Annotated in this window: 17 protein-coding genes; 9 read left to right on the forward strand and 8 right to left on the reverse strand. The window is 72.4% G+C overall.

What is annotated here, in order from left to right:
* Positions 1-14: 14 nt before the first annotated feature.
* Positions 15-1,571: a type VII secretion protein EccB gene (gene eccB, locus ACQB60_RS41245; RefSeq protein ID WP_496931232.1), complete on the reverse strand. Its 1,557-nt coding sequence runs from the start codon at positions 1,569-1,571 to the stop codon at positions 15-17.
* Between the two features lie 171 nt (positions 1,572-1,742).
* On the opposite strand from eccB, the gene eccE reads away from it, so the two are divergent.
* The 9 genes from eccE to ACQB60_RS41290 all read left to right on the forward strand — a co-directional run bounded on the left by eccE (position 1,743) and on the right by ACQB60_RS41290 (position 14,380).
* Positions 1,743-3,074 (forward strand): type VII secretion protein EccE, encoded by a 1,332-nt coding sequence (eccE, locus tag ACQB60_RS41250; RefSeq protein WP_496931233.1) that lies wholly within the window; start codon positions 1,743-1,745, stop codon positions 3,072-3,074.
* Positions 3,071-3,820: a hypothetical protein gene (locus ACQB60_RS41255; protein ID WP_496931234.1), complete on the forward strand. Its 750-nt coding sequence runs from the start codon at positions 3,071-3,073 to the stop codon at positions 3,818-3,820. The genes eccE and ACQB60_RS41255 overlap by 4 nt, the downstream gene beginning before the upstream one ends.
* A 313-nt stretch (positions 3,821-4,133) precedes the next feature.
* Positions 4,134-7,829: an SCO5717 family growth-regulating ATPase gene (locus ACQB60_RS41260; RefSeq protein ID WP_496931235.1), complete on the forward strand. Its 3,696-nt coding sequence runs from the start codon at positions 4,134-4,136 to the stop codon at positions 7,827-7,829.
* Between the two features lie 327 nt (positions 7,830-8,156).
* The gene (locus tag ACQB60_RS41265) at positions 8,157-10,058 is read left to right on the forward strand and encodes an ABC transporter substrate-binding protein (RefSeq protein ID WP_496931236.1); all 1,902 of its coding nucleotides are present in this window, start codon (positions 8,157-8,159) and stop codon (positions 10,056-10,058) included.
* Positions 10,059-10,061: 3 nt separating this feature from the next.
* Positions 10,062-11,168 (forward strand): ABC transporter permease, encoded by a 1,107-nt coding sequence (locus tag ACQB60_RS41270; protein WP_496931237.1) that lies wholly within the window; start codon positions 10,062-10,064, stop codon positions 11,166-11,168.
* Positions 11,165-12,118 (forward strand): ABC transporter permease, encoded by a 954-nt coding sequence (locus ACQB60_RS41275; RefSeq protein WP_496931238.1) that lies wholly within the window; start codon positions 11,165-11,167, stop codon positions 12,116-12,118. Before ACQB60_RS41270 ends, ACQB60_RS41275 begins: the two co-directional genes overlap by 4 nt.
* Positions 12,115-13,176 carry an ABC transporter ATP-binding protein gene (locus tag ACQB60_RS41280; RefSeq protein ID WP_496931239.1) on the forward strand — a complete coding sequence of 354 codons (1,062 nt, stop codon included), beginning with the start codon at positions 12,115-12,117 and terminating at the stop codon, positions 13,174-13,176. Before ACQB60_RS41275 ends, ACQB60_RS41280 begins: the two co-directional genes overlap by 4 nt.
* The gene (locus ACQB60_RS41285) at positions 13,173-13,373 is read left to right on the forward strand and encodes a hypothetical protein (RefSeq protein WP_496931240.1); all 201 of its coding nucleotides are present in this window, start codon (positions 13,173-13,175) and stop codon (positions 13,371-13,373) included. Before ACQB60_RS41280 ends, ACQB60_RS41285 begins: the two co-directional genes overlap by 4 nt.
* Entirely contained in the window at positions 13,370-14,380 is a 1,011-nt protein-coding gene (locus ACQB60_RS41290; RefSeq protein WP_496931241.1) for an oligopeptide/dipeptide ABC transporter ATP-binding protein, read from the forward strand. Before ACQB60_RS41285 ends, ACQB60_RS41290 begins: the two co-directional genes overlap by 4 nt.
* A gap of 75 nt (positions 14,381-14,455) precedes the next feature.
* On the opposite strand, the gene ACQB60_RS41295 is transcribed toward ACQB60_RS41290, so the two are convergent.
* The 7 genes from ACQB60_RS41295 to ACQB60_RS41325 form a co-directional block, all read right to left on the reverse strand.
* Positions 14,456-15,403, reverse strand: a complete 948-nt coding sequence (locus ACQB60_RS41295) for a bifunctional riboflavin kinase/FAD synthetase (RefSeq protein WP_496931242.1) — start codon at positions 15,401-15,403, stop codon at positions 14,456-14,458.
* 158 nt (positions 15,404-15,561) lie between these two features.
* Complete coding sequence (locus tag ACQB60_RS41300) at positions 15,562-19,104, reverse strand: trypsin-like peptidase domain-containing protein (protein ID WP_496931243.1); 3,543 nt, start codon at positions 19,102-19,104, stop codon at positions 15,562-15,564.
* A gap of 230 nt (positions 19,105-19,334) precedes the next feature.
* Positions 19,335-20,297 (reverse strand): tRNA pseudouridine(55) synthase TruB, encoded by a 963-nt coding sequence (gene truB / locus ACQB60_RS41305; protein ID WP_496931244.1) that lies wholly within the window; start codon positions 20,295-20,297, stop codon positions 19,335-19,337.
* A complete protein-coding gene (gene rbfA / locus ACQB60_RS41310; protein WP_384833840.1) occupies positions 20,297-20,749 on the reverse strand; it encodes a 30S ribosome-binding factor RbfA in 453 nt (150 codons plus the stop codon). The genes truB and rbfA overlap by 1 nt, the downstream gene beginning before the upstream one ends.
* 33 nt (positions 20,750-20,782) lie before the next feature.
* Positions 20,783-21,079, reverse strand: coding sequence for a DUF503 domain-containing protein (locus ACQB60_RS41315; protein ID WP_384833837.1), 297 nt, complete (start codon positions 21,077-21,079; stop codon positions 20,783-20,785).
* Between the two features lie 191 nt (positions 21,080-21,270).
* Positions 21,271-24,357, reverse strand: a complete 3,087-nt coding sequence (gene infB, locus ACQB60_RS41320; protein WP_496931245.1) for a translation initiation factor IF-2 — start codon at positions 24,355-24,357, stop codon at positions 21,271-21,273.
* Between the two features lie 146 nt (positions 24,358-24,503).
* Positions 24,504-24,794 (reverse strand): YlxR family protein, encoded by a 291-nt coding sequence (locus ACQB60_RS41325; protein ID WP_496931246.1) that lies wholly within the window; start codon positions 24,792-24,794, stop codon positions 24,504-24,506.
* Between the last annotated feature and the right edge of the window lie 58 nt (positions 24,795-24,852).

A 24,852-nucleotide genomic window follows, 5' to 3' on the forward strand; every position in this document is an offset into this window, starting at 1 on the left:
ATCAGCAACTCCCCCTAGGAGCCCTGCGGCTGGCGCGCCGCCGCCGTCGACAGGCGTGGCCCCGTAGGCAGGAACTTCGACCACGTGGCAGGGATGAAGGTGAGCTTCGTGTCGCCGTATCCGAGACGGACCTGTGCCTGCCGGGCTTCCTGTTCCGCCTGCTTGCGCTTGCGCTCCTTGACGGAGGTGCCGATTCCGGCGTCATCCGTGGCGCTGTCGCCGTTGGACTGCATCGCGTACCGCAGACCGGTGTCCGTGGTGAGGAAGAGACCTCCCGAGCCGGTGTCCGAGCCCTGGAACTGGCGGTAGAGCTGGCCGGAGCCCGGAGTCACGTAGGCACTCGACGAGCCGGCGGGCAGGGTGGCGGGGAAGTCGGTGCCCGCCCACGTGCTCTGCACCGTCTTACCGTCTTTGTCGACATCGCGCAGAACGTTGCAGACGGTGCTCCGGGTGCGGGACGTGGGGTCTTGGCCGTTGACCACATGCGGCCGGCTGGTCGGCCAAGTGCTGTTCGCCGGGAACTCCTTGTTGTCGCGATCGGGGGTGAACGAGCCCGCGCGGGCCGGCTGGGCCCGGGAGCCCTGACCGGGAACGCCTGCGCTGCTGTTCAGAAGGAGGTACGCGGTGAAGTCGGACACCGGGGCGACCCGTCCGGGGAGGACCACGTAGTGCTGTGTCTTGGCCCCGTCGTCGGCCTTCAGGACCATCCCCACCTTGTCGAACTGCCTGATCTCGGGGCCGAGGCCGGCATGGGCCGCGGTGCCCGGCCTCGCGCCCAGGTCCGGGAAGGTGATCGGATCCTTCTTGCTCAGAGTGTCGATCCAGTCCCGAGAGACCCGCTGGGGTTTGTTCCCCTTTCCAGCGATGATGCGCTGCAGCACCTCGCGGTCCTTGGAAGACTCCCCTTTCGCCGAAATGTCATACGCCCTGCCCTCGGCGTCCACGACGTAGCGCGTCTTGTCCGGAGCGATGACATCCAGCAGTTCGCCACCGCGCAGGCGCTCGCGCCCCTCGGTCCGGTTCTGGTCCCGTTCAGCCAGGACGAACGCCGCCTTCTGAATGGCACGTCCGCCTTGACCAGGACGCTCACACACCGCCCAGCGCTTGGCGGCCCCCGCCTCCGAAGGTGAGGGAAGACGGTCGGGTGCGTAGGGAATTCCGATGGTGGCGCCGTGCGGGATCTTGCCCTTGTCCAGTACGGACTCGTCGACCGTGACGACTTCGCCCTTGCCCGGGGTGAGGAGCAGTTTCGCCGACGCCATGTTGAGGACGGGGTGCAACTGGGGCTCCCCGTCCCCCGTCTTCAGGATCACGTAGCGCGTCGTGGAGTCGCTGGCAATGATGACCTTCTCATTCGGCTTGTTCCAACCGGTCGGCGCCTTCGGCTTGAACATCCCCCAGGCGCCGAACACCGCCAGGAGCACGACAGCCACGATGGCTCCTGGAATGACCGCCCGCAACGGCCGCGGCGCGCCCTCCTCCGAGCCCGTCGGTGATGGCTGAATGAATGCGGCCAGTGTGCGGCGCTTCGCGAAGGTGTAGGCGTTTAGTTCATCGCGTCGTGATGCCATGCCCGTCTGGTTCTCCCCGTGCAGCGTTGGGGCGAACGCCCCCTCCTCCGATGTCAGACCCTGCGCCTACTATGCCTGTTGAGTAATCGGGCGTGTGGGGCGGGTAAGGTTTCTGAGCTTCAAATGGATTGCCTGACTTGGCGATTCGGGAGATTTACGGGGGTTGGAGTAGTGAGTTCCGTGACGCGGGTCCAGGGGGCGAGGCGGTCGGACGGCCCGGATTCCGGGCCGGGGAGTTCCGTTTCAGGTGCTCGCGGAGCGGGAGTTGGGGTGATCTCGCCGCAACTGCGCGCCAGGTCCGGCAAGTTCGGGTCGTTTCGGTTGCAACGACTTGTTCTTGTGGAAGTCGCCGCGGCCGTGGTGCTCGTGGGGTGGATCGTCGGGCCGGTGGCCCTGGTGGCCGCGGGCGGGGTCGCCGTCGTGTTGGTGCTGTTCGCCGTCGTACGTCGGCATGGGCGGCCGTGGCACGAGTGGCTGGGGACCGCGCGGGCGCTGCGGGCGCGGAAGCGGCTGGCCATGAGGACGCCCATACCGCCGGGGACGGAGCCCGCGTTCGCGCCGGCCGTGGAATGCGACCCGGCACTGCGCACGTACTCCTGTTCCGCGTCCCGCGGAGGGCGTCGGGAGCAGCGGCAGGTGGGAGTGGTAGGGGACGGAACATTCGTGAGTGCGCTGGTGCAGGTGGAGTCGGACGCCACCGCCCTGCGAGCCGAGCGGGGGCGGCGACCGCTGCCACTGGGGCTCGTACGGGAGTCCATGGACGTCGACGGGATCCGCCTCGAGTCCGCGCAGGTCGTCATGCATACGCAGCCTGCGCCCGCCCTTCATCTGCCGCAGGACTCAGTGGCCGTGAGCAACTACGCGCCCTTGCAGGCACAGACCGGAGCGCCCGCGGTGCGGATCACCTGGGTGGCGCTGAAGCTTGATCCCGAATTGTGTCCGGGGGCGGTGGCCGCGCGCGGGGGTGGGCTCGTCGGCGCCCAGAAGTGCGTGGTGCGGGCTGCCGATCAGCTGGCCAGCCGGCTCACCGGCGCCGGGTTCCGGGCCACCGTGCTGACGGAGGAAGAAGTCGGCGCCGCCGTCGCCACCTCCGCCTGTGCCAATCCGCTGGTGACGGCGCAGGCCGGGCGGACCGAGCTGCCGGAGCGGCGCACGGAGGAGTCCGCACGTGCTTGGCGTTGCGACAACCGGCGGCACACCAGCTACTGGGTCAGGCGGTGGCCTCCGCTGACGGGAGACGCTTCGCTGCCCCAGCTGGTCGCGCTGCTGACCTCCCTCCCCGCCCTGGCGACCACCTTCAGCCTGACGCTGGGGCGTGGTGAGCGGCAGGACGTTTCGGTGTGCGGCCACGTACGGGTGACCGGACGGAGCGATACCGAACTCTCCGCGGCACGGCGGGCGTTGGAGCAGGGGGCCAGGAGAGTCGGGGCCGGGCTTGTGCGGCTCGACCGCGAGCAGCTGCCGGGGATGCTGGCCACCATGCCGCTCGGGGGTGCCCGATGAGGCGAGAGCCGGAGAGCAACGGGACCCTCGGTGCGGTGCGTGGCCTCGTACGCGGCGGGTTCGGACTGCCGGGGCCGCGGCACGGGCGGCACGCCCTCGGTGTCGACGAGGTCGACGCGCTGGCGCTGCCCCTCGGGGACGACGGGGTCGTGATCGGCGTGGACACCCAGGGGCAGCCCGCCGTCCTGGGGGTCAACAGGCCCACTCCGTACGACATCCTGTTCATCGGCGGCCTATGGACGGCCCAGGTGATCGCCCTGCGGGCGGCCGCGACCGGGGCGCGCGTCGCCGTGGAGACGGCGCGGGCACCTGCGTGGGCCCAGCTGGTGCAGGCGATCGGGCTGAGCCAGACCGGGATGTCGGTGCACGACGTGGGGCGCGTGCCGCCCCTGGGTGCTTCGGCCGGGAGTCCGGTCCTCGTCGTACGGGACTGCGGGATGCGGCCTCCTCGGGGGCGGGTGGTGTCCGGTCCGTGGCAGTCGGTGCTGACCCTGCTGCCGTACCTCAGTCCGGTGGCGCCGCGGCTGATGCGGCAGGCGCGGCTCGTGGGCGTGCAGCGGATCTCACCGGACGAGGCGCTCCAGATAGGCCGCACGATGGGGCTGCCGAGAGCCGACGTGGAGGCGCTGCCGACGCTCGCGGACGGCATGACGCTGTGGTGCGGGGACCGCGACCGGCAGTACGTGATGACGCGGGCGACCGACGCCGAGACCGGATTGTTGGGTACGGCGCGAAGGATGGATTGACGGCGCCAAGTGGGGAGATGAGGGGCCGGCCGCCCGCCGCTTTGGTCTAGTTATGACCTATTGACCATTTTGCTCTTGGTGGATTCGTACGGGTTGATCACCCACAGGCCGTGGTTGCGACGGATGGCGAACACCGTGGGGCGGACTGCCCTGCCGTGCTGGCGCTTTTGGTGATTAGGCTGGGACGGGGCGCGACGTCAGAAACCCGTGCGCGGGTTGTGTGCGTCCTTCATGGGGAGAGCCGGGCGGATCGGACCGGGAACCGTTGCTCCGAACCACGGCACGAGGGTGCTCGACCACACCAGGAGGCATTGTGAACAGCGATCGGGACGAGATCCGCGGGGGCTGGGACTCACCCGTCGATGATCAGTCCGACGCGGAGTCCGCCGCCGAGACGACGGGCGAGTTCACCATCGACTACGCCCCGCCCGCCTGGTACACGCAGAACGCTTCGGGCAGTGCGGGTGAGACGCCTTCGGCCGCGCCCTCGGGGGCGTCGTCGACGACGCCCGACTCGTCGGAGTCCGCGGCGTCCTCCTCTTCGCCTTCTTCGCCTTCTTCGCCTTCACCTTCTGCGGCGTCTTCGGCGTCTTCGGCGTCTTCTTCGTCCGGTGGTGGGCTTGCCGCTGTGCCGCAGCCTCCACTGGGGCTCGGGGGGCGGCCCGACTGGACCTCGCCCGCCACGGCTGCCGCCGCTGCTGCGGCTGCCGCCGCCTCCGCGCCGCCTGCGCCGTCCGCGCCGCCTGCTGCTCCGCCCGTTCCGCCTGCGCCGTCTGCCTCGGGGGGTGCCGCCGACTGGAGTGGTGCCGTTGCGGGGGCTGCTGCTTCTGTGGCGGTCAGTGGGGTTGGTGTGTCGGGTGGGGAGTCTTCGGATGAGGGCTCTGCCGATGAGGCTTCCGTGGACGGGGGCTCTGCCGATGTGAGCTCTGTCGATGACGTTGCTTCGTCTGAGGGCGAGGACGACGTTGTCGAGCCCGTGGCCGAGAGCCTGGGCGGTGGTGATCTGGAGAGCGGCTCCACCATGCGGTTCTCCCCTCGTGCGTTGCGGCGGGAGTTCGAGGAGCGGGCCGCGGAGGAGCGGGCCGCCAAGGAGTCTGCCGCTGAAGAGCGGGGCGCCGAGGACGCCGTCGCTGAGGATTCCTCCTCCGACGACTCTTCTGATGCTGAGGACGGATCTGCCGACTCCGTCGACGAGGGCTCTTCCGTTGACGTCGGGCGGGACGCCTCTGCCGCCTCTGCCCCTGATGACGAGCGTGTCGACGACACCGAGGACGACACCGAGGACGATGAGCCCCTCGCCGAGGTCGACGAGGATGACGACGTCGACCAGGGCGATGTGAGCGAAGCGCCCGGCGCCGGCGACGACGAGAACGATGGCGCGGACGAGGACGCGGACGAGGACACGGACGAGGACCAGGGCGCCGAGGGGCGCGAAGGCATGGACGACGAGCCGTCCGAGGCTCTCCCCGGCCCCGTAGCCGACCTCGAGACCGAGGACGCCGCCGAGGACGACGCCGATCCCGACTCCGACCCCATCAACGACGCCGCCCCCCAGGACGCCGTCCCCAGCCACGACACCACCCCCGAAGACGAAGTCCAGGACGCCGTCCCGCCCGCCTGGACCCCGCCGCCCGCCCCGCAAGGTGGGCTCCCGCCCCTGCCCCCGGCCTTCCAGCCCGCAGCACCGTCCTCGGCGCCGCAGTGGCCCGCCCCCGTCCCGGACCCGGCCCCTGCCGCGCCCCCCGCCGTCGACCCGGCACCCAGCGCCGCAGCACCCGAGCCCCGGTCCGAGCACCGGTCCGAGCACCAGTCCGCGCCCAAGCCCACACCTGAGGCCGAGCCCGAGGCCGAGCGGCCCGCTCCCTTCTCGCAGCCCAACGCCTTCCCGCAGCCCAACGCCTCCTCGCAGCCCAACGCCTTCCCGCAGCCCCAGGCACAGGCCCCGGCCCCCGCCCCGGTCCAGCCCCAGGCTCCGGTCCAGCCGCAGGCACCCCAGCCCGCGCCGCCCGCATGGCCCGCTCCGACGGCTCAGGCCCCGGTCCCGCTCCCGGCCCCGGCCCCGGCGCCCGCTCCGGCACCCAACTCGCAGGCTCCGCAGGGCAGTTACGGGTTCCCGCAGCCAACGGCCAGCGCCCCCCAGGCGCAGCCCCCGGTCCAGGCACAGCCCCAGGCACAGCCCCAGGCTCCGGCACCCAACGCACAGACCCCGCAAGGCAGCTACGGGTTCCCCCAGCCAACGGCCAACACCCCCGCCCCTGCCCCTGCCCCCGCCTACGGCTTCCCCCAGCCCCAGGCACCGGCCCAGGCACCGGCACCCACCACCCCCGCCACCCCCAACCTCCCGGTCCCCCACCAGCAGGCCCAGCCCCCGGCCCCGGCCCCGCAGCAGTCGCAGCCGCAGCCGCAAGCTCAGCCGCAGCACCCCCAGCCCGGGCAGCCCTTCCCTCAGCAGCCCCAGCCCCCTGCCCAGCAGCAGCCTTACCAGGGACAGCCTCCACAGCAGCCGCAGCCGCAGGCGCAGCCGCAGCCGCAACCCCCCGTCGACCCCCGCACCGGTGCCGCCTGGCCGCAGCCCGTGCAGCACGATCAGCGGGAGCGCACCAACCCGGGCGCGCCGCTCGGGTACACCGCTGCCGTCGAGCTCTCCTCCGACCGGCTGCTGCGCAACAACAAGCAGAAGGCGAAAAGCAGTCGCCCGGCGTCCGGCGGCTCCCGGTTCAAGCTGGGCGGCAAGAAGGAAGAAGCCGAGCGGCAGCGCAAGCTCGACCTCATCCGCACCCCCGTTCTCTCCTGCTACCGCATCGCCGTCATCAGCCTCAAGGGCGGCGTGGGCAAGACGACCACGACCACCGCGCTCGGCTCGACGCTGGCCTCCGAGCGGCAGGACAAGATCCTCGCGATCGACGCCAACCCGGACGCCGGCACGCTCGGCCGACGCGTGCGGCGCGAGACCGGGGCCACCATCCGCGACCTCGTCCAGGCGATCCCGTACCTCAACTCGTACATGGACATCCGGCGGTTCACCTCGCAGGCGTCCTCCGGGCTCGAGATCATCGCCAACGACGTGGACCCGGCGGTGTCCACCACCTTCAACGACGAGGACTACCGGCGCGCGATCGACGTGCTCGGCAGGCAGTACCCGATCATCCTCACCGACTCGGGTACGGGTCTGCTCTACAGCGCCATGCGTGGAGTGCTTGACCTCGCCGACCAGTTGATCATCATCTCCACGCCGTCCGTGGACGGTGCGAGCAGCGCCTCGACCACGCTCGACTGGCTCTCCGCGCACGGGTACGCGGACCTCGTCTCGCGCTCCATCACCGTCATCTCCGGTGTCCGCGAGACCGGAAAGATGATCAAGGTCGACGACATCGTCAGCCACTTCGAGACGCGCTGCCGCGGCGTCGTCGTCATCCCGTTCGACGAGCACCTGGCGGCGGGCGCCGAGGTCGACCTCGACATGATGCGGCCCAAGGTCCGCGAGGCGTACTTCAACCTCTCCGCGATGGTCGCCGAGGACTTCGTACGGGCGCAGCAGCAGCAAGGACTCTGGACCTCCGACGGGAATCCGCCGCCGCAGCTGGCCCCGCCGCTCCCCGGCCAGGCCCAGGGCCAGCCCTCATCCCAGGGGCAGCCCCAGCCGCCGCAGTACGGAGGCCAGCCCGCCGCGCCCGGCCAGCCCTACCCGCAGCCTCAGGGTCAGCCCCAGCCGGGCCAGGGACAGCAGCCGTACCCCCAACCGGGGCAAGGCTGGCAGCAGCCCGCGCCCCCGCAGCAGGGAGCCCCGCAGCCCGGCCCGGCGGCCCCCCAGGGCTGGCAGCACTCCGCACCCTCCCAGGCGCACTCGGGCCAACCCGGCCCCACTCCCGTTCCGGGGCAGCCCGGTCAGGCGATCGCCCCGGGGCAGCCCTTCACGCCGGGGCCGGGGCAGCCCGTACCGCCGGGCGGCCTCCAGCCCCCCGTACCCCCGCAGGGGCAGGACCAGGGTCAGCAGCCACCCCAGCAGTAGCCACCCGTAGTCGAGTCAACTCCCCGAAGGGCCCGCACCGTTCACCGGTGCGGGCCCTTCGGCCTTCCGCCGGACCCGGCCGAGCCCGCACATGCCCACCTGCGCCGATCCCCCGGCCGCTCCCCCGCCCCGCGCGCCGCCACGCTCCGACCAGCCACCTTTCACAGGTATCTACCAATGCCCGTGAAATCCCGGTCAACTCGTTATTTCCGCAGGCCACATGGGGTTCACGTGCCGTTGACGCGCGCAGACCGCCGCTGGTAGACACACACATCAACCAGCTGGCGTTCCTTGATCAATTGAGCCATGACGCGAGGTCACCGATCCATGGACACACAAGATCAGCACGGCAGAACCCCACCGGCCCCGCCGGTCCCACCCGCCGCCGCTCCTCGGTCGGCGCGCCACCGCACCCGCCTCCTCATGGCGGGCGGCGCGGCCTTCGCCCTCACCGCCGTCCTCGTGGCCCCGCTCGGCACGGGATCCGCCGCGGCCAAGGACAAGGATGACGACGGCGGCAAGAAGACGCTCACCGTCGCCGTCGCCCAGAGCGTGGACTCGCTGAGCCCGTTCATCGCCCAGCGTCTCCTGCCCACCAGCATCCACCGGCTCACGTACGAGTACCTGACGAACTACGACCCCAAGGACAACCACGCGATCCCCGGCTTCGCCACCAAGTGGGAGCCGTCCGAGGACAAGTTGACCTGGACGTACACCATCCGGGGCGACTCCAAGTGGTCGGACGGGAAGAAGGCGACCGCGGCGGACGCCGCCTGGACCTTCAACAAGATGATGTCGAAGGAGGGGCAGGCCGGGCCGAACGCCAGCTTCGTCACCAACTTCAAGAAGGTGACCGCGCCCAGCCCCACCAAGCTGGTCATCGAGCTGAAGAAGCCGCAGGCCACCATGGCGGCCCTGGATGTGCCGATCGTTCCGGAGCACATCTGGAAGGACGTCGACGACATCCGGAAGTTCAACAACGACAAGGACTTCCCGATCGTCGGGAACGGGCCGTTCATCCTCACCGACTACAAGGCCGACCAGTACGTGAAGCTGAAGGCCAACAAGGACTTCTGGCGCGACCCGCCGAAGTTCGACGAGCTGGTCTTCAAGACGTACAAGGACCAGGACGCCGCCGTCGCCGCCCTCACCAAGGGCGAGGTGTCGTTCGTGGCCGGGCAGCCCTCGCTCACCCCGGCGCAGGCGTCGTACCTGAAGGGTCAGCCGAACATCAAGGTGAACGACGCCCCCGGGCGCCGCTTCTTCGCGCTCGCCACCAACCCGGGCGCGCAGACCAAGGACGGCAAGAAGTTCGGCGACGGCAACAAGGCGCTGCTCGACCAGAGGGTGCGCCAGGCGCTGTTCCTGTCCGTCGACCGCAAGGCGCTGGTGGACAAGGTCTTCCAGGGGCACGCCGTCGAGGGCGCGGGCTACATTCCGCCGCGCTTCTCCACGTACGAGTGGAAGCCCTCCCCCGAGCAGGAGTTGAAGTACGACCCGAAGCGGGCCGCCAAGCTGCTCGACGAGGCCGGGTACAAGGAGAAGGGCGGCAAGCGCGTCGGCAAGGACGGCAAGCCGCTGAACCTCCGCATCCTGTGCCACGCCACCGACCCGAACGACAAGGCGGTGGGGAAGTACCTGAAGGAGTGGTGGGGGGACCTGGGCATCGGCCTCAAGGTCGACTGCCTCGACAACGTGTCCGTCCCTTGGTACGCGGGTGAGTACGACCTCGCCTTCGACGGCTGGTCGGTCAACCCCGACCCGGACTTCGTCCTCGGCATCCACACCTGCGCGGCGCTGCCCGAGAAGGCCAAGGAGTCCGCCGCCACCGACAACTTCATCTGCGACAAGAAGTACGACGAGCTCTACGCCAAGCAGCTCGCCGAGTACGACCCGGCCAAGCGGGCCGCGCTCGTCAAGCAGATGGAGTCGCGGCTCTACGACTCCGGATACATGAACGTCCTCGCGTATCCGAACGCCGTCGAGGCGTACCGCACCGACCAGATCAAGTCCATCCAGACGATGCCGAGCTCCGCGGGCAACATCTACGGGCAGGACGGCTACTGGAGTTGGTGGTCGGCGGTCCCGGCGGATGGGAAGAGTTCCTCTGACGACGGCGGCAGCTCCGCCGGTGTCGTCATCGGCATCGCCGCGGCCGCGGTGGTGCTGGCGGGCGTCGGAGTGTTCTTCGCCCTGCGCCGCCGTTCGACCGCAGAGGACCGCGAGTAGCGCATGACCGCTGACAGCAATCCGGCACTGTTCCAGACAGAGGCCGCCGACGGCGCCTCGCCCGAGGGCCCGGTCGACAGGACCGGGCTCGCGGGCGAGCTCCACCGGGAACACGGCCCGCGGGCTCGGAACACCCGTGCCTATCTCCAGTACGCGGCGGGCAAGGTCGGCGGAGCGGTCGTCTCGCTCTTCGCCGTGCTCGTCACCAGCTTCTTCCTCTTCCGGCTCATCCCCGGCGACCCGGTCAAGCAGATGACCGGCGGCCGCCCCGTCTCGGCCGAGCAACTCGCCGCGATGCGCGAGGAGTTCGGCCTCGACGATCCGGTGTGGAAGCAGTTCGTCGATTACGTGGGCAACGTCCTGACCGGGGACTTCGGGACCTCGTACCAGTTCCACGCCCCCGTCATGGACAAGATCACCGACGCCCTGCCCGCGACACTGCTGCTCACCGGCACGGCGTACATCCTCTACACGATCATCGGCATCTGGCTCGGCACCCGCACGGCCTGGCGCAACGGCGGGCTCGGGGACCGGCTCCACACGGGGCTCGCGCTGACGCTCTACTCGGTGCCGTCGTTCTGGCTCGGGCTGCTGCTCATCATCGCGTTCTCGGTGGGCGTGGGGCCGATTCCGGGGATGTTCCCGACGGGCGGGATGGAGTCCGGCGACAAGGAGGGCTTCGCGTACGTCATCGACGTGGCGCACCACATGATCCTGCCCGTGATCACGCTGGTCGCGGTCGGGTACGCGCAGACGCTGCTCGTGATGCGCTCCTCGCTGCTCGACGAGATGGGCAGCGACTATCTGACGACCGCGCGCGCCAAGGGACTCCGGGACGACCTCGTGCGGCGGCGGCACGCCGTGCCGAACGCGATGCTGCCGACGGTCACGCTGATGTTCGTGAACCTCGGGACGGTGGTCGCGGGCGCGATCCTCGTCGAGACCGTGTTCTCCTGGCCGGGTCTCGGCGGCCTCTTCTACCAGGCGCTGAGCGTGCCCGACCTGCCGCTCGTCCAGGGCCTGTTCTTCGTCTTCGCCGCCGCGGTGATCGTGATGAACACCGTGGCCGACGTGATCTATCCGCTGCTCGATCCCAGGGTGGGCCGATGACGACCGAATCCGCACCACCCGAGAAGTCCGTACCACCCGCCAAGTCCGCCACGCCCGCGCAGAGTTCACGGTCGCTGGCCTGGACCCGCCGCAGGCACTCGGCGGCCCGCTTCTGGCGGGAGTACCGCTCGCACCGGGCGGGCGTCGTCGGTCTTGTCGCGCTCGTCCTGATCGGGCTTGCGGCGCTCTTCGCTCCGCAGCTCGCCGGTTCGGACGCGCAGAGCGTGACGAACGCGCCGGGCAAGGCGCTGGAGTCCCCGAGCGGCGAATTCCCGCTCGGGACCGACCAGTTCGGCCGCGACCTGCTCTCACTCCTGGTGTGGGGCGCCCGGATCTCGCTGACGGTGGGGCTCCTGGCGGCCTTCCTGTCGGTGGCGATCGGGACGGTCGTGGGGATCACGGCCGGGCACTACCGCGGCTGGTACGCCACGGTGATGATGCGGATCACCGACTGGTTCCTGGTGATGCCGACGCTGGTGCTCGCCGTCGCGCTCGCCGCCGTGATGTCCCGCTCCCTGTGGACGATCATCCTGGCGATCGGCGTGACGACGTGGCCGACGACGGCGCGCCTGGTGCGCGCCCAGACCCTCGCGGTGGAGTCCCGCCCCTACATCGAGCGGGCCCGCGCGCTGGGCGGCGGCCACACGCACATCATGACCCGCCACGTCCTGCCGAACGTCATGCCGCTGGTGCTGGCCCAGACCACACTGGTCATCTCCGGCGCCATCCTCACCGAGGCGACGCTCGCCTTCCTCGGCCTCGGCGACCCGACGACCGTCTCCTGGGGCGGTCTGCTCCAGGACGCGCGCGAGGCGGGTGCGGTGAGCGCGGGCGACTGGTGGTACCTGGCCCCGCCCGGACTCGCCATCGCCGTCGTCGCACTGGCCTTCACGCTCTGCGGCCGCGCCGTCGAGTCCGTCCTCAACCCCAGGCTGGGGGTGTCCCGTTGAGCACCACACCCGCGGAGAGCCTGCTCGACGTCAGAGATCTCACGGTGACGTACGCGTCCGGGGCCGCCGCCGTGCGCGGCGTGACCCTCTCCGTGGGCGCGGGCCAGAAGCTGGGCGTCGCGGGCGAGTCGGGCTGCGGCAAGTCGACGCTCGCGCTCGCGCTGCTCCGCCTGCTGCCCGCGGGCACGAAGGTGTCCGGCGAGATCCTCCTGAACGGCGAGAACGTCCTGACCATGAAGTGGGGCCAGGTCCGCGCGGTGCGCTGGGCGGGCGCCTCCATCGTCTTCCAGGGCGCGATGCACTCGCTCAACGCGGTGCACCGCATCGGCGACCAGATCGCCGAGCCGATCCTCCTCCACAAGAAGGCGACCCCCGCGGGCGCCCAGAAGAAGGTCGGCGAGCTCCTCGAACACGTGGGGCTCCCCGCCGCCCGCGCCCAGTCCTACCCGCACGAGCTCTCCGGCGGCCAGCGCCAGCGCGTCATGATCGCCATGGCGCTCGCCTGCGACCCGGCCCTGATCATCGCGGACGAGCCGACGACCGCGCTCGACGTGATGATCCAGGCACAGATCCTCCGCCTCATCGAACGGCTCGTCTCCGAACAGGACTTGGGCCTGGTCATGATCAGCCACGACCTCGCCGTCCTCGCCGACACCTGCGACCGGCTCGCGGTGATGTACGCGGGCCGCGTCGTCGAGGAGGGCCCGGCCACCGAGGTCTACGAGAACGCCCGGCACCCCTACGGCAAGGCCCTGTCGGCGGCGTTCCCGCGCATCGGCGACGCGACGTCCCGCTTCGCGCCGCGCGGCCTGCCAGGCGACCCACCGGACCCGTCGGACCTCCCTTCGGGCTGCACCTTCCACCCCCGCTGCCCCGTCGCCCTCGACTCCTGCACCACCGACGACCAGGACCTGCGGGACGCGGGCCCCGGCCGCAGCGCGGCGTGCGTGCACGCGGGCACGGACCACCCGCTCGACGCCACAAGCGCCTCCGGGGCCGCCGGGGCCTCCACGGACTCCACCTCCACGGACTCCGACGCGAGGAGCACCACGGCATGACCGCGACGCCCCTACGACGGCCCCCGCACCCCCACACCCGGCAGCCGCGGGCCACCGGCGCCGCCCACGGGACCACCCGCGCGCACCCGCGCACCGCCCGCCACCCGCTCGGTGCCGCCGGCCCCGCCGGCCCCGCCGACCCCGCCGGGGCCTCCACGGACTCCCAGGTCTCCGACGCAAGGAGCACCACCGCATGACCGCGACGCCCCCGCAGCCGCCCCTGCTCACGGCGGACCAGCTGCACATCACCTTCCCCGGCCGCCGCGGCGCCCCCGAGGCGCGTGCCGTGGACGGCGTCGACCTGGACATCGGGGCGGGCGAGATCGTCGCCCTGGTGGGCGAGTCGGGCTGCGGCAAGACGACGCTGGCCCGCTCCCTCCTGGGCCTGGTCTCCCCCACCGCGGGCAAGGTCACCTTCGCGGGCGCCCCGCTCACGTACACCTCGCGCTCCCTGAAGGCGTACCGCAAGCGCGCCCAGCTCGTCCTCCAGGACCCCAGCGGCTCGCTCAACCCCCGGCACACGGTGTACGACGCCGTCGCCGAGGGCCTGCGCATCCACGGCTACGGCGGCAACGAGCAGGAGGCGGTCGCCCAGGCCCTCTCCCGGGCCGGACTGCGCCCTCCGGAGCGCTTCTTCCTCCGCTACCCGCACGAGCTCTCGGGCGGCCAGCGCCAGCGCGTGGTGATCGCGGGCGCCCTGGTCCTGGAGCCCGAACTCATCGTCGCGGACGAGCCGGTGGCCTCCCTGGACGCCTCCGTACGCGGCGAGATCCTCGCCCTCCTGCTCCGCCTGCGCGCCGAACTGGGCCTGTCCGCCCTGGTGGTGACCCACGACCTGGGCCTGGCGTGGAACATCGCGGACCGGGTCGCGGTGATGTACCTGGGCCGGATCGTGGAGACGGGCACGGTCGAGCAGGTCCTCACCTCGCCCCAACATCCCTACACCCAGGCCCTGTTGTCGGTCCTGCCGGAGGCCCCGGGCGACCCGGTGGTCCTCACGGGCGAGCCGCCGGACCCGGCGCGCATCCCCGGGGGCTGCCGCTTCCACGCGCGCTGCCAGGTGCTGGCTTCGGGGGAGGCGGAGCGGGCGGGGGTGGCGGACAAGTGCCGTACGGAGGACCTGCCGGTCCTGTCGGGGGGCGGCGCGACGCAGGTGGCGTGCCACTGGGCCGAGAGGGCGGCCATCAGCCCGTCCGGCGCTTGAGGACGAGGCCGTTCAGGCCGAAATGGGAGGCGGGGTCCGGGGGGGGCGGCAGCCCCCGCGACGGCGCCCCGCCCCCTAGCTCGCCGCAGCGATCAACTCCCGCGCCCTCTTCACGTCATCGGCCATCGCCACGAGCAACGCGTCGATCGTGTCGAACTTCGCCTGCCCCCGCACGAACGCCAGGAAGTCGACGGCGACGTGCAGCCCGTACAGCTCGAGGCCGACGCGGTCGATGGCGTACGCCTCGACCGTGCGCTCGGTCCCGTCGAACTGCGGGTTCGTGCCGACGGAGATCGCCGCGGGCATGGCCTCGCCGTCGACGTGCAGCCACCCGGCGTAGACGCCGTCCGCGGGGATCGCGGTGTGCGGCAGGGTCTCCACGTTGGCCGTGGGGTAGCCCAGCTCGCGACCGCGCTGCGCGCCCCGGACGACGACGCCCTCGACGCGGTGCGGGCGGCCCAGGATCTCCGCGGCGCCCGCCACGTCGCCCTCGGCGACCAGCCGGCGGGTCAGCGTCGACGAGAAGGGTTCGCCGCCCCCGGCCGCCCCGCTCACGAACAGGTCGACGACCTCGACGTCGAAGTCGTACGTGGCGCCCTGCTCGGCCAGGAAGTCGACGGTTCCCGCCGCCTTGTAGCCGAAGCGGAAGTTGGGGCCCTCGACGACGGCCTTCGCGTGCAGCTTGTCGACGAGGACCTTGGCGACGAAGTCGGCGGGCGTGAGGCGCGAGAACTCGGTGGTGAAGGGGAGGATGAGCACCGCGTCGACGCCCAGCTCGGCCATCAGCTCGGCGCGCCGGTGGTGCGGGGCGAGCAGCGGCGGGTGGCTGCCGGGGCGGACCACCTCGCTGGGGTGCGGGTCGAAGGTGACGACGACGCAGGGGAGGCCGAGCTCGCGCGCCCGCTCCACCGCACGGCCGACGATGAGCTGGTGCCCGCGGTGCACTCCGTCGTAGGAACCGATGGTGACGACGCTGCGCCCCCAGTCCTGGGGGATGTCCTCCAAGCCACGCCAGCGCTGCACTGTCTTTGCTCCTCGCCGAACCCGTGTACGTCTGTACGTCCCATTGCCGAATGCGCACTGCTAAGACTGCCATGCCACCGCCTCCCCGCTCGCATCGGATGGGGTGGCAGGAGTCACGTGCGCACGGGCTTGCGGGCCCGCCGGAATCCCGGTGGAGCTTACGCCGGGACCCGCTCCCCGGCGAGGCCCTCGATCGTACGGCGGGCGCTGGGCCCGACGAGGGCCGCCCACTCGGCGGGTTCGGCGGCGATCCAGCGGGCCAGCGTGGCGGCGAACTCCGGTGCGCCACGGCCGAGTTCGACCAGGGTCCGGTCGAAGCGGGCGGCGCCTTCGGGGGTGCGCACGAGCAGCAGCCCGGTCCGCCGGACCAGCGCGCACCCCGTACCCCCTTCCCCCTCTTGGCCGCCGCGGCGGGCAGCGGTCCGCAGCACGCCGGCCAGGACTTCGGGGTCGGATTCCTGGGCCAGAAGGGCGTCGAGCAGCTCGGCGCGCAGCGCCCGCGAGGCAGGGGTTCCGGCCGCCGCGAGGACGGGCGCGAACGCCGCCCGCACCGGCGCGGGCGCACCCCGCAGCAGCCCCATCACGAGCGGCTGCAGCACGGCCCGCGCACCCGGCCCCTGTTCCAGGCGCCGGTCGAGATAGGCGGCGGCGTCCCCGGCCCGCCCGGGACACTGCTCAAGCACGTCCCGTACGAGGCCGGCGACCCGGCGCGCGAGCGCGGGCGTGGTCACCTCGGCGAGACACCGCAACAGGCCCCCGGCGTCGGCGCCGCCCTGGCCCTGCGGCTCGGTAAGCCGGTCGCGGAAGGCGGCGAGGACGGGCTCGGGGTGGGTGGGCAGGGCGGCGGCGAGCGCGTCGGCGGGCAGCCGGGGGTCCCCGGCGGCGAAGCGCCCCAGGGCCCGCGGGAGATAGCCGGACCGGGTCTGCGGGTCGCGCACGAGGAGGGCGAGGGCGGCGCCGTGCAGGGGCTCGGCGGCGGGCCGGGCGAGGAGGGCGAAGGCCGCGTACCGCAGCAGCTCGCGGTCGGCGGTGGTCCGGGTGTGCGGGGCGGCGCGCAGCCCGTAGGAGACGGCGGCCACCTGGCGCGCGGGCCGCTCGTCGTGGGCCCACCGGTCGACGGCGCGGCAGAGCGCGGAGGTCTCCTCCTCGGCGAGGACGGCGAGGAGCTCGTCGGCGCGGGCGTGGGCGCAGTCGACGAGGGCTTCGGTGAGGTCGTCGATGGCGTGGTGGCGGTGGGTGTGGAGCAGGGCCTGCGCGGCGGAGGCGACGGTCGCCTCGGGGGTCGCGGGCAGCGGCCGCTCGTCGCTGAACCAGCGGGCGAGCTGGGGCTGCACGGCGGCCGGGTCGGCGGCGAGCAGCTCGGCGACGGCGTCGAGGCAGCGGTGCGGGGTCCCGGGCGGCCCGTCGCTGAGCACACCGCGCCGCAGCAGCTCGAACCGCTCGGCCACCGGGAGCCGCACCTCGCGCCAGTACCAGGCCCCGAACGCGCCCAGGTCGGCGAGCCGCCCGAGCACCCCGAGATACGGCCGCGCGTCGGCCACCCGCAGCAGCACCTCCCCCACGAGGTGCACGGCCCACCACCGCGCACCGCCCCCCGCACCCTCCCCGTCACCCGCGCCCTCCCCGTCGCCCGCGCCCGCCTCCCCGAACTCCTCCAGCGCGTCCACCAACTCCTCCAGCCGGAAGGCGAGTTGAGCGGCCCCCCGCTGCCGCTCCAGCAACAGCAGCGCCTGGATGACCGGCCCGATGCGGTGCGGCGGCACGGGGAGGGAGGGGAGCGAGAGGTCGCCCCCGTCCCTCCCCGCGTCCCCCTCCCGATAGCGGTGCACCAGCGACCCCAGCGCCGTGTCGAGGTCGAGGTGCATGCCCTGGATCCAGTCGGCCAGCTCCTCGTGCGTGAAGCGGAAGCCGGAGCCCGCCGGGACCAGGAGGCCCTCCGTGAGGACCGCGGACGCCCAGCCCGTGCAGCCGTGGCCGCCGCGCCCCGGCAGCGCGCCCCAGGGGAAGACCTCCTCGAAGGACTCCCGGTCCAGCTCGCCCTGGCCGGGGCCGAGGCAGCGCCGCGCCGCCTCGTGCACCTGGCCCGACACCTTCGCGGCGAGGCGCCGCACGGCCGTGCCCCGCAGCCCGTTCGCGGCGGCCAGGCGCACCGCCACGCGCAGGCAGAGCAGGTCCAGGTAGGCGGCGTGGATCTCCGCGCGGCCCGGTCGCCCGGGCGGCGGCGCCTCGTCCGGCAGCGCGGCCCTGACCTCGGACAGGAGCCGCAGCGCCAGCGGATGGCGGGCGTCGGCGTCGGCGAGCGCCCCGTCCGGGACGCCGTGGCGCGCGCGGGCCCGCGCGGCGAGGTCGGCGGGCAGGTCGCCGAGGCGTACGCAGCCCGGCAGCCGCGCCAGGACGCCGCGGCGCGGCTCGTCGCCGTGCAGCAGCTCCGCCGGGAAGTGCGCCCCCGCCCGCTCCCAGTACTCGGCGCGGCAGGCCACCACGAGCCGCGTCCCCGTCTCCCGCAGCCAGCGCGCGGTGCCCTCGCTCCAGTCGGCGAGCCGGTGGGCGAGCACGGGCGGCATCTCCTCGGGCCCGTCGAGCAGCAGGAGCAGCGGCCGTCCGGCGTCCCGGGCGAGCCGGGCGACCCGTCCCGCCGAGATGTCCCCGAGCCCCGCCCCGCCCCCGGCCCCCGCCGTCCCCGCCACCCCCTCGGCGGCCGCCAGGATCCGCCCGGCCCGCTCCAGGGCCCGCTCCACCGCGTCGGCCACGGAGGTGTCGGTGACCCTCAGGTCGGCGCCGCGCAGCCAGAGCGTGGGCGCGGGTGCGGCGCCCCGGGCCCGGCGGGCGGCGAGGGCGGCGAGCTCGGTGGTGCGGCCGGTGCCGGGGTCCCCGACGAGGCCGAGCACATGCGCGGATCCCCCCGAGCCACCCGGCCCGCCCGCTTCACCCGACCCGCCCGGTCCGCCCGCGAAGGAGGTGAACTCCCGTGCCGTATCGGCCCGTTCGACCGGCTCATGGATCAGCCGTGGCCCGTCGGAGCCGAGCGAGGTGGCCGTCAGGTGCAGCGCGCCCGCGAGGTTGAGGTCGGCTCCGTACGCGGGGACGGTGGCCGCGTTGCGGGCGAGCAGCTCGGCGAGGGGGCCGTCCGGGTCGGCGGCGGCCGCGCCCAGGAGCGGCACGGCACAGCCCGCGGACCGCGGGGCGGCGGGCCCGCCGTGGGACTGGGGCAGGAGCGCGGTGCCGAGGACGGCGAGGACGGCGCCCGTCGCCGCGTCGACGACCGGCCCCCCGGCGGCCCCGCCGCCGAGCCGCAGCGCGTCGGCGCCCTCCGTGCCGATCGCCAGCTCCATGGCGGAGTCGAGCAGATGGAAGCGGTCCGTCGCCGTGTAGGTGACCGGGGCCGCGCCGAGCACCCGCGCCTCGCGCCAGCCGCACGCGGCGATCCGCACATAGGTCCCGGCCGCCACGACGGGGCGCACCGTGACGGGCAGCGGGCGCAGCCCGAGCCCCTCGGTGCGGACCAGGGCGAGATCGGCCCCGGGCAGCGCGGTCACGGCGTCGGCGGACACCACGCAGGTGCGCTCGCCGGGGGCGTGCAGGACGAGCCGGGCCAGGCCGTCGACCGTCTCATGGCTGGTGATCACGGTGCCGTGCTCGTCGGCGGCGAAGCCGCTCCCCCGCGGCCGCCCGGCCAGATCGCATATCCGCACCAGCGTCACTCGAACTCGAACCTCCCCACGGTGCCCCTGAGTTGACCGTAGGTCGGCCGTGATCAGCCGGACAGGACGCGAGCCGAACGCGCCCCCTTCCGCACCCGCGGTTCACTCCGAGCGCCTGCCTGAAGGGGTGAATGGGCGCGGGCCGGTGGATACACCTTGAGGTGGGGGGAAGCGTGGGGCGGCGCCAGGTGTCCGCCGCCCCACGACGCCCGTTCAACGGGCGGCGGGCATCAGCCGAAGACGGCCAGGCTCTTCGCCTTGCCCTTGGACTCCTCGGCGAGGACCAGGAAGCGCCCCTCCGGGTCGAAGACCCCGACGGGCCCGACGCCCGCGTACTCCTCGGGCATCTCGAGGCGCACACCGTTCATCAGCAGCCGCGCCCGCTTCTCGTCCACGTCCCAGCGCGGGAAGGCGGCGACGGCCGCGTCGGCGACCGGCATCACGGTCAGCTCCTCCTGGAGCTGGTCGAGGGTCCTGGCCACGTCCAGCTTGTACGGCCCGACGCGGGTGCGGCGCAGCGCGGTGAGGTGCCCGCCGACGCCCAGGTCGGCGCCCAGGTCCCGGGCCAGCGCCCGGATGTACGTCCCCGAGGAGCAGACGACGGACACGACCAGGTCGAGCACGGGCGTCCCGTCCTCGGCGACGGCGTCCCGGACGTCGTACACGGTGAACGAGGAGATCGTCACCGGCCGGGCCGGGATCTCGAAGTCCTCGCCCGCGCGGGCGCGCGCGTACGACCGCTTGCCGTCGATCTTGATGGCGCTGACCTTCGACGGCACCTGCATGATGTCGCCGCTCAGCTTGGCGATGCCCGCGTCGACGGCGTCCCGCCGGATCCCGGAGGCGTCGGTGGACGAGGTGATCTCGCCCTCGGCGTCGTCCGTGACGGTGTTCTGGCCGAGGCGGATGGTGCCCAGGTACTCCTTCTCGGTCAGGGCGAGATGACCGAGGAGCTTGGTCGCGCGTTCGACGCCGAGAACGAGGACACCCGTGGCCATGGGGTCGAGGGTGCCCGCGTGCCCGACGCGGCGGGTCCTGGCGATCCCGCGCATCTTGGCGACCACGTCGTGCGAGGTGAAGCCGGCGGGCTTGTCGACGATGACAAGCCCGCCCTCCCGTCTCCCGCCACCGCCCTTGCCTGAGAGCGCTGCGCGCTCGCCCTCATTTTGAGGCGTCTTGCCGGTGCTGCTCATTACTGGGCGTCGCCGCCCGTCTCGTCGTCCTCACCGGGCTTCTTGTACGGGTCGGCCTCGCCCGCGAAGTCGGCGCCCGCGGAGACCTCCCGCACCTTGGCGTCGGAGATCCGGGCCTTGTCGAGGAGGTCCTCGATGGCCCGTGCGTTGTCCGGCAGGGCGTCCGCGACGAACGCCAGGGTCGGGGTGAACTTCACGCCCGCCGCCTGGCCGACCGCGGAGCGGAGCACGCCCTTGGCGCTCTCCAGGCCCGCGGCGGCCGCCGCGCGCTCCTCGTCGTCCCCGTAGACCGTGTAGAAGACGGTCGCCTCCCGCAGGTCACCCGTCACCCGGGTGTCCGTGATGGTCACATGCGAACCGAGCCGGGGGTCCTTGATCCCCCGCTGCAGCTTCTGGGCCACCACCTCTCGGATGAGGTCCGCCAGCCTTTTCGCCCGCGCGTTGTCGGCCACTGCTCCGTCTCCTTCTTTGCCTTGCTGGGTCGTTCAGTCGTCATCGTCGCCGTGGAGCCTGCGCCGTACGGAGAGCAGTTCCACCTCGGGCCGGGCGGCGACGAGCCGCTCGCACCGGTCCAGCACTTCGGTGAGGTGCCCCGTGTCACCGGAGACCATCGCGAGACCTATCTCGGCCCTGCGGTGGAGGTTCTGGTGTCCGGTCTCCGCCGCGCTCACCGCGTACTTGCGCTGGAGCTCGGCGACGATGGGCCGGACGACGGAGCGTTTCTCCTTCAGCGAGTGGACATCGCCGAGGAGCAGATCGAAGGACAGTGTCCCCACATACATGCGTTGCCGGATGTCCCGCCGGTTCGGGGTCTGTGAGCCCTGCCGGTGATTGGCAGGGACACAAGAACCGTACAACGAACGCGGGGGCCGCTCGACGGGGTTTTACCCCCGCCGACCCTTGGGCGCCGGCCCCCGCAACGGCGCGCTGGCCGACGGAAACCCTCTCCGTCGGCCAGCGCGCACCACAAGCGTTACGCCCGCGGCTTCTCCCGCATCTCGTACGTCGCGATGACGTCGTCGACCTTGATGTCGTTGAAGTTGCCGAGGTTGATACCGCCCTCGAACCCTTCGCGGATCTCGGTGACGTCGTCCTTGAAGCGACGCAGGCCCTCGATGTTGAGGCTCTCCGCGATGACCTTGCCATCGCGCAGGAGCCGGGCCTTGGTGTTCCGCTTGACCTCGCCGGAGCGGATGAGCACACCCGCGATGTTGCCGAGCTTGGACGAGCGGAAGACCTCGCGGATCTCCGCGGTGCCGAGCTCGACCTCCTCGTACTCCGGCTTGAGCATGCCCTTGAGGGCCGCCTCGATCTCCTCGATGGCCTGGTAGATCACCGAGTAGTAGCGGACGTCGACGCCCTCGCGCTCCGCCATCTGCGCGGCACGGCCGGCCGCGCGGACGTTGAAGCCGATGACGATGGCGTCGGAGCCCATCGCCAGGTCGATGTCCGACTCGGTGACGGCACCCACACCGCGGTGCAGGACGCGGATGTCGACCTCTTCGCCGACGTCCAGCTGGAGCAGGGAGGACTCCAGGGCCTCGACGGAACCAGAAGCGTCACCCTTGATGATGAGGTTGAGCTGCTGGATCTCGCCGGCCTTGAGCACCTTGTCCAGGTCCTCGAGCGAGACGCGGCGGACGCGCTTGGCGAACGCGGCGTTGCGCTCACGGGCGGCACGCTTCTCGGCGATCTGACGGGCCGTACGGTCCTCGTCGACGACCAGGAAGTTGTCGCCGGCGCCCGGGACGTTGGTGAGACCGAGGACGAGGACGGGGGTCGACGGACCCGCTTCCTCGACGTTCTCGCCCTTGTCGTCGAGCATCGCGCGGACGCGGCCGTAGGCGTCACCGGCGACCATCGTGTCGCCGACGCGGAGGGTACCGCGCTGGACGAGGACGGTCGCGACGGCACCGCGGCCCTTGTCGAGGTGGGCCTCGATCGCAATACCCTGCGCGTCCTGCTCCGGGTTGGCCCGCAGGTCGAGCGAGGCGTCCGCGGTCAGGACCACGGCCTCGAGCAGGGAGTCGATGTTGAGGCCCTGCTTGGCGGAGATGTCGACGAACATCGTGTCGCCGCCGTACTCCTCGGCCACCAGACCGAACTCGGTGAGCTGACCGCGCACCTTGGTCGGGTCGGCACCCTCGACGTCGATCTTGTTGACCGCGACCACGATCGGCACCTCGGCCGCCTTGGCGTGGTTCAGCGCCTCGATCGTCTGCGGCATCACACCGTCGTTGGCCGCGACCACGAGGATCGCGATGTCGGTGGACTTCGCACCACGGGCACGCATGGCGGTGAACGCCTCGTGACCGGGGGTGTCGATGAAGGTGATCGCGCGGTCCTCGCCGTTGACCTCGGTCGCGACCTGGTAGGCACCGATGTGCTGGGTGATGCCACCGGCCTCGCCCGCGACCACGTTGGTCTTGCGGATCGCGTCGAGGAGTCGGGTCTTACCGTGGTCGACGTGACCCATGACGGTCACGACCGGCGGACGGGACATGAGGGCCTCTTCGCCGCCCTCGTCCTCGCCGAACTCGATGTCGAAGGACTCGAGCAGCTCGCGGTCCTCCTCCTCGGGGCTGACGATCTGAACCTGGTAGTTCATCTCGTCGCCGAGGAGCTGCAGCGTCTCGTCGGAGACGGACTGCGTGGCCGTGACCATCTCACCGAGGTTCATCATGACCGCGACGAGCGACGCCGGGTTGGCGTTGATCTTCTCCGCGAAGTCGGTGAGGGAAGCACCGCGCGACAGGCGAACGGTCTCGCCGTTGCCGCGAGGCAGCATCACGCCGCCGACCGACGGGGCCTGCATGGCCTCGTACTCCTGGCGCCTCTGCCGCTTCGACTTGCGACCACGACGCGCCGGACCGCCGGGACGGCCGAACGCACCCTGCGTGCCACCACGGCCACCGGGACCACCCGGACGACCGCCGAAGCCGGGACGGCCGCCGAAGCCGCCGCCACCACCGGGACGACCGGCACCGCCGCCGCCACCCGGACCACCGGGACGGCCGGCGAACCCGCCGCCACCGCCGCCGGGACGGCCCGCGAAGCCGCCGCCACCGGGACGACCGCCGCCGCCCGGACGACCGCCGCCGCCGGGACCACGGCCACCGCCGGGGCCACCACCGGGACGCGGGCCCGCAGCGGGACGCTGCGGCATCATGCCCGGGTTCGGACGGTTACCGCCGGGGCCGCCGCCGGGACGCGGAGCGCCGCCCTGCGGACGGGGCATGCCGCCCGGGGTCGGACGGGCGCCGCCCTGACCCTGCGGACGGGGAGCGCCACCGGGACCGCCCTGGCCACCGGGGCGCGGAGCACCACCGGGGCCACCCTGGCCACCGGGACGCGGGGCGCCGCCCGGACGGGGCGCCTGCGGGCGCGCCATGCCGGTGGAGCCACCAGAGGTGAACGGGTTGTTGCCCGGACGCGGGCCCGCGGGACGGGCACCGGGACGCGGGGCGCCCTGGCCGCCGGGGCGCGGAGCACCCTGACGGTCGCCACGGCCCTGACCACCCTGGCCGGGAGCCGGACGGCCACCGGGCTTGGGGGCGCCGGGGCCGGGACGGGCGCCGGGGCGCGGGGCCGCCGGGGACGCCGGCTTCTCGGCCGCGGGAGCGGCCGGAGGCGCGGTGAACTCCGGGGCGGCCGGGGCCGCCGGAGCCGGCTTGGGCGCGGGCGGCTTCGGGCCCGGCGTGGGACGCGGACCCGGGGTGGCCGGAGAGGCCGGAGCCGGGGACGCGGGCTTCTCGGCCGCGGCGGGCTTGGGCGCCGGCGGCTTGGGGGCAGCCGGACGCGCGGCCTGCGCCGGCGAGGGCGCGGCCGGGGACGCCGGCTTGGGGGCGGCCGCCTTGCGCGGGGCCGCGGGCTTGGCGGGGGCGGCCTTGCCGTTGCCACCGCCCTGGTTCAATGCGTCAGTCAGTTTGCGTACTACCGGCGCCTCGATCGTCGAGGACGCCGAACGTACGAATTCACCGAGTTCTTGGAGCTTGGCCATGACGACCTTGCTCTCTACGCCGAACTCCTTGGCGAGTTCGTATACCCGGACCTTAGCCACTTCGCTCCTTTTAGGTCCGGGTTACGCCGGACCGTCGCTACTTCATGGGCGTACTCATCGCGTACTCATCGAGTGCTCATCGCAATCTCGACCTACTTCCAACTCGCGAGGTACCTAGGCCGCGCGGCGGTTCCGCACGGCGCTTCTTACGGTGTTGCCTGTTCGGCAACGGTCTCGACAGCCCGGCGCACATCCGTGATGTCGAGCGGTCCCTGGACCCTGAAGGCCCGGGGGAACGCCCGGCGGCGGACCGCCAGGTCAAGACAGACCAGGGCGGGGTGTACATAGGCACCCCGGCCGGGCAGCGTACCGCTTGGATCGGGGGCGCATTCGCCTCCGGTCGCCACGATCCGCAGAAGATCGCTCTTGGCCGCTCGCTCCCGGCAACCCACGCAGGTTCGCTCAGGGCAGGCGCGGGCGTGCGTCCGGCCAGACACGCTTAAGTCTACCTCCCCGCACCGACCTCACCCCTTTGGGGCAAAAATCGAACGGCTG

Source organism: Streptomyces odontotermitis (genome assembly GCF_050510915.1).
Taxonomy (GTDB): domain Bacteria; phylum Actinomycetota; class Actinomycetes; order Streptomycetales; family Streptomycetaceae; genus Streptomyces.

What these genes read in the sequence shown, in the direction of transcription:
- eccB (WP_496931232.1), bottom strand. Translation starts at nt 1,571, where the DNA reads ATGGCATCACGACGCGATGAACTAAACGCCTACACCTTCGCGAAGCGC.
- ACQB60_RS41255 (WP_496931234.1), top strand. Translation starts at nt 3,071, where the DNA reads ATGAGGCGAGAGCCGGAGAGCAACGGGACCCTCGGTGCGGTGCGTGGC.
- ACQB60_RS41265 (WP_496931236.1), top strand. Translation starts at nt 8,157, where the DNA reads ATGGACACACAAGATCAGCACGGCAGAACCCCACCGGCCCCGCCGGTC.
- ACQB60_RS41270 (WP_496931237.1), top strand. Translation starts at nt 10,062, where the DNA reads ATGACCGCTGACAGCAATCCGGCACTGTTCCAGACAGAGGCCGCCGAC.
- ACQB60_RS41275 (WP_496931238.1), top strand. Translation starts at nt 11,165, where the DNA reads ATGACGACCGAATCCGCACCACCCGAGAAGTCCGTACCACCCGCCAAG.
- ACQB60_RS41285 (WP_496931240.1), top strand. Translation starts at nt 13,173, where the DNA reads ATGACCGCGACGCCCCTACGACGGCCCCCGCACCCCCACACCCGGCAG.
- ACQB60_RS41290 (WP_496931241.1), top strand. Translation starts at nt 13,370, where the DNA reads ATGACCGCGACGCCCCCGCAGCCGCCCCTGCTCACGGCGGACCAGCTG.
- truB (WP_496931244.1), bottom strand. Translation starts at nt 20,297, where the DNA reads ATGAGCAGCACCGGCAAGACGCCTCAAAATGAGGGCGAGCGCGCAGCG.
- ACQB60_RS41315 (WP_384833837.1), bottom strand. Translation starts at nt 21,079, where the DNA reads ATGTATGTGGGGACACTGTCCTTCGATCTGCTCCTCGGCGATGTCCAC.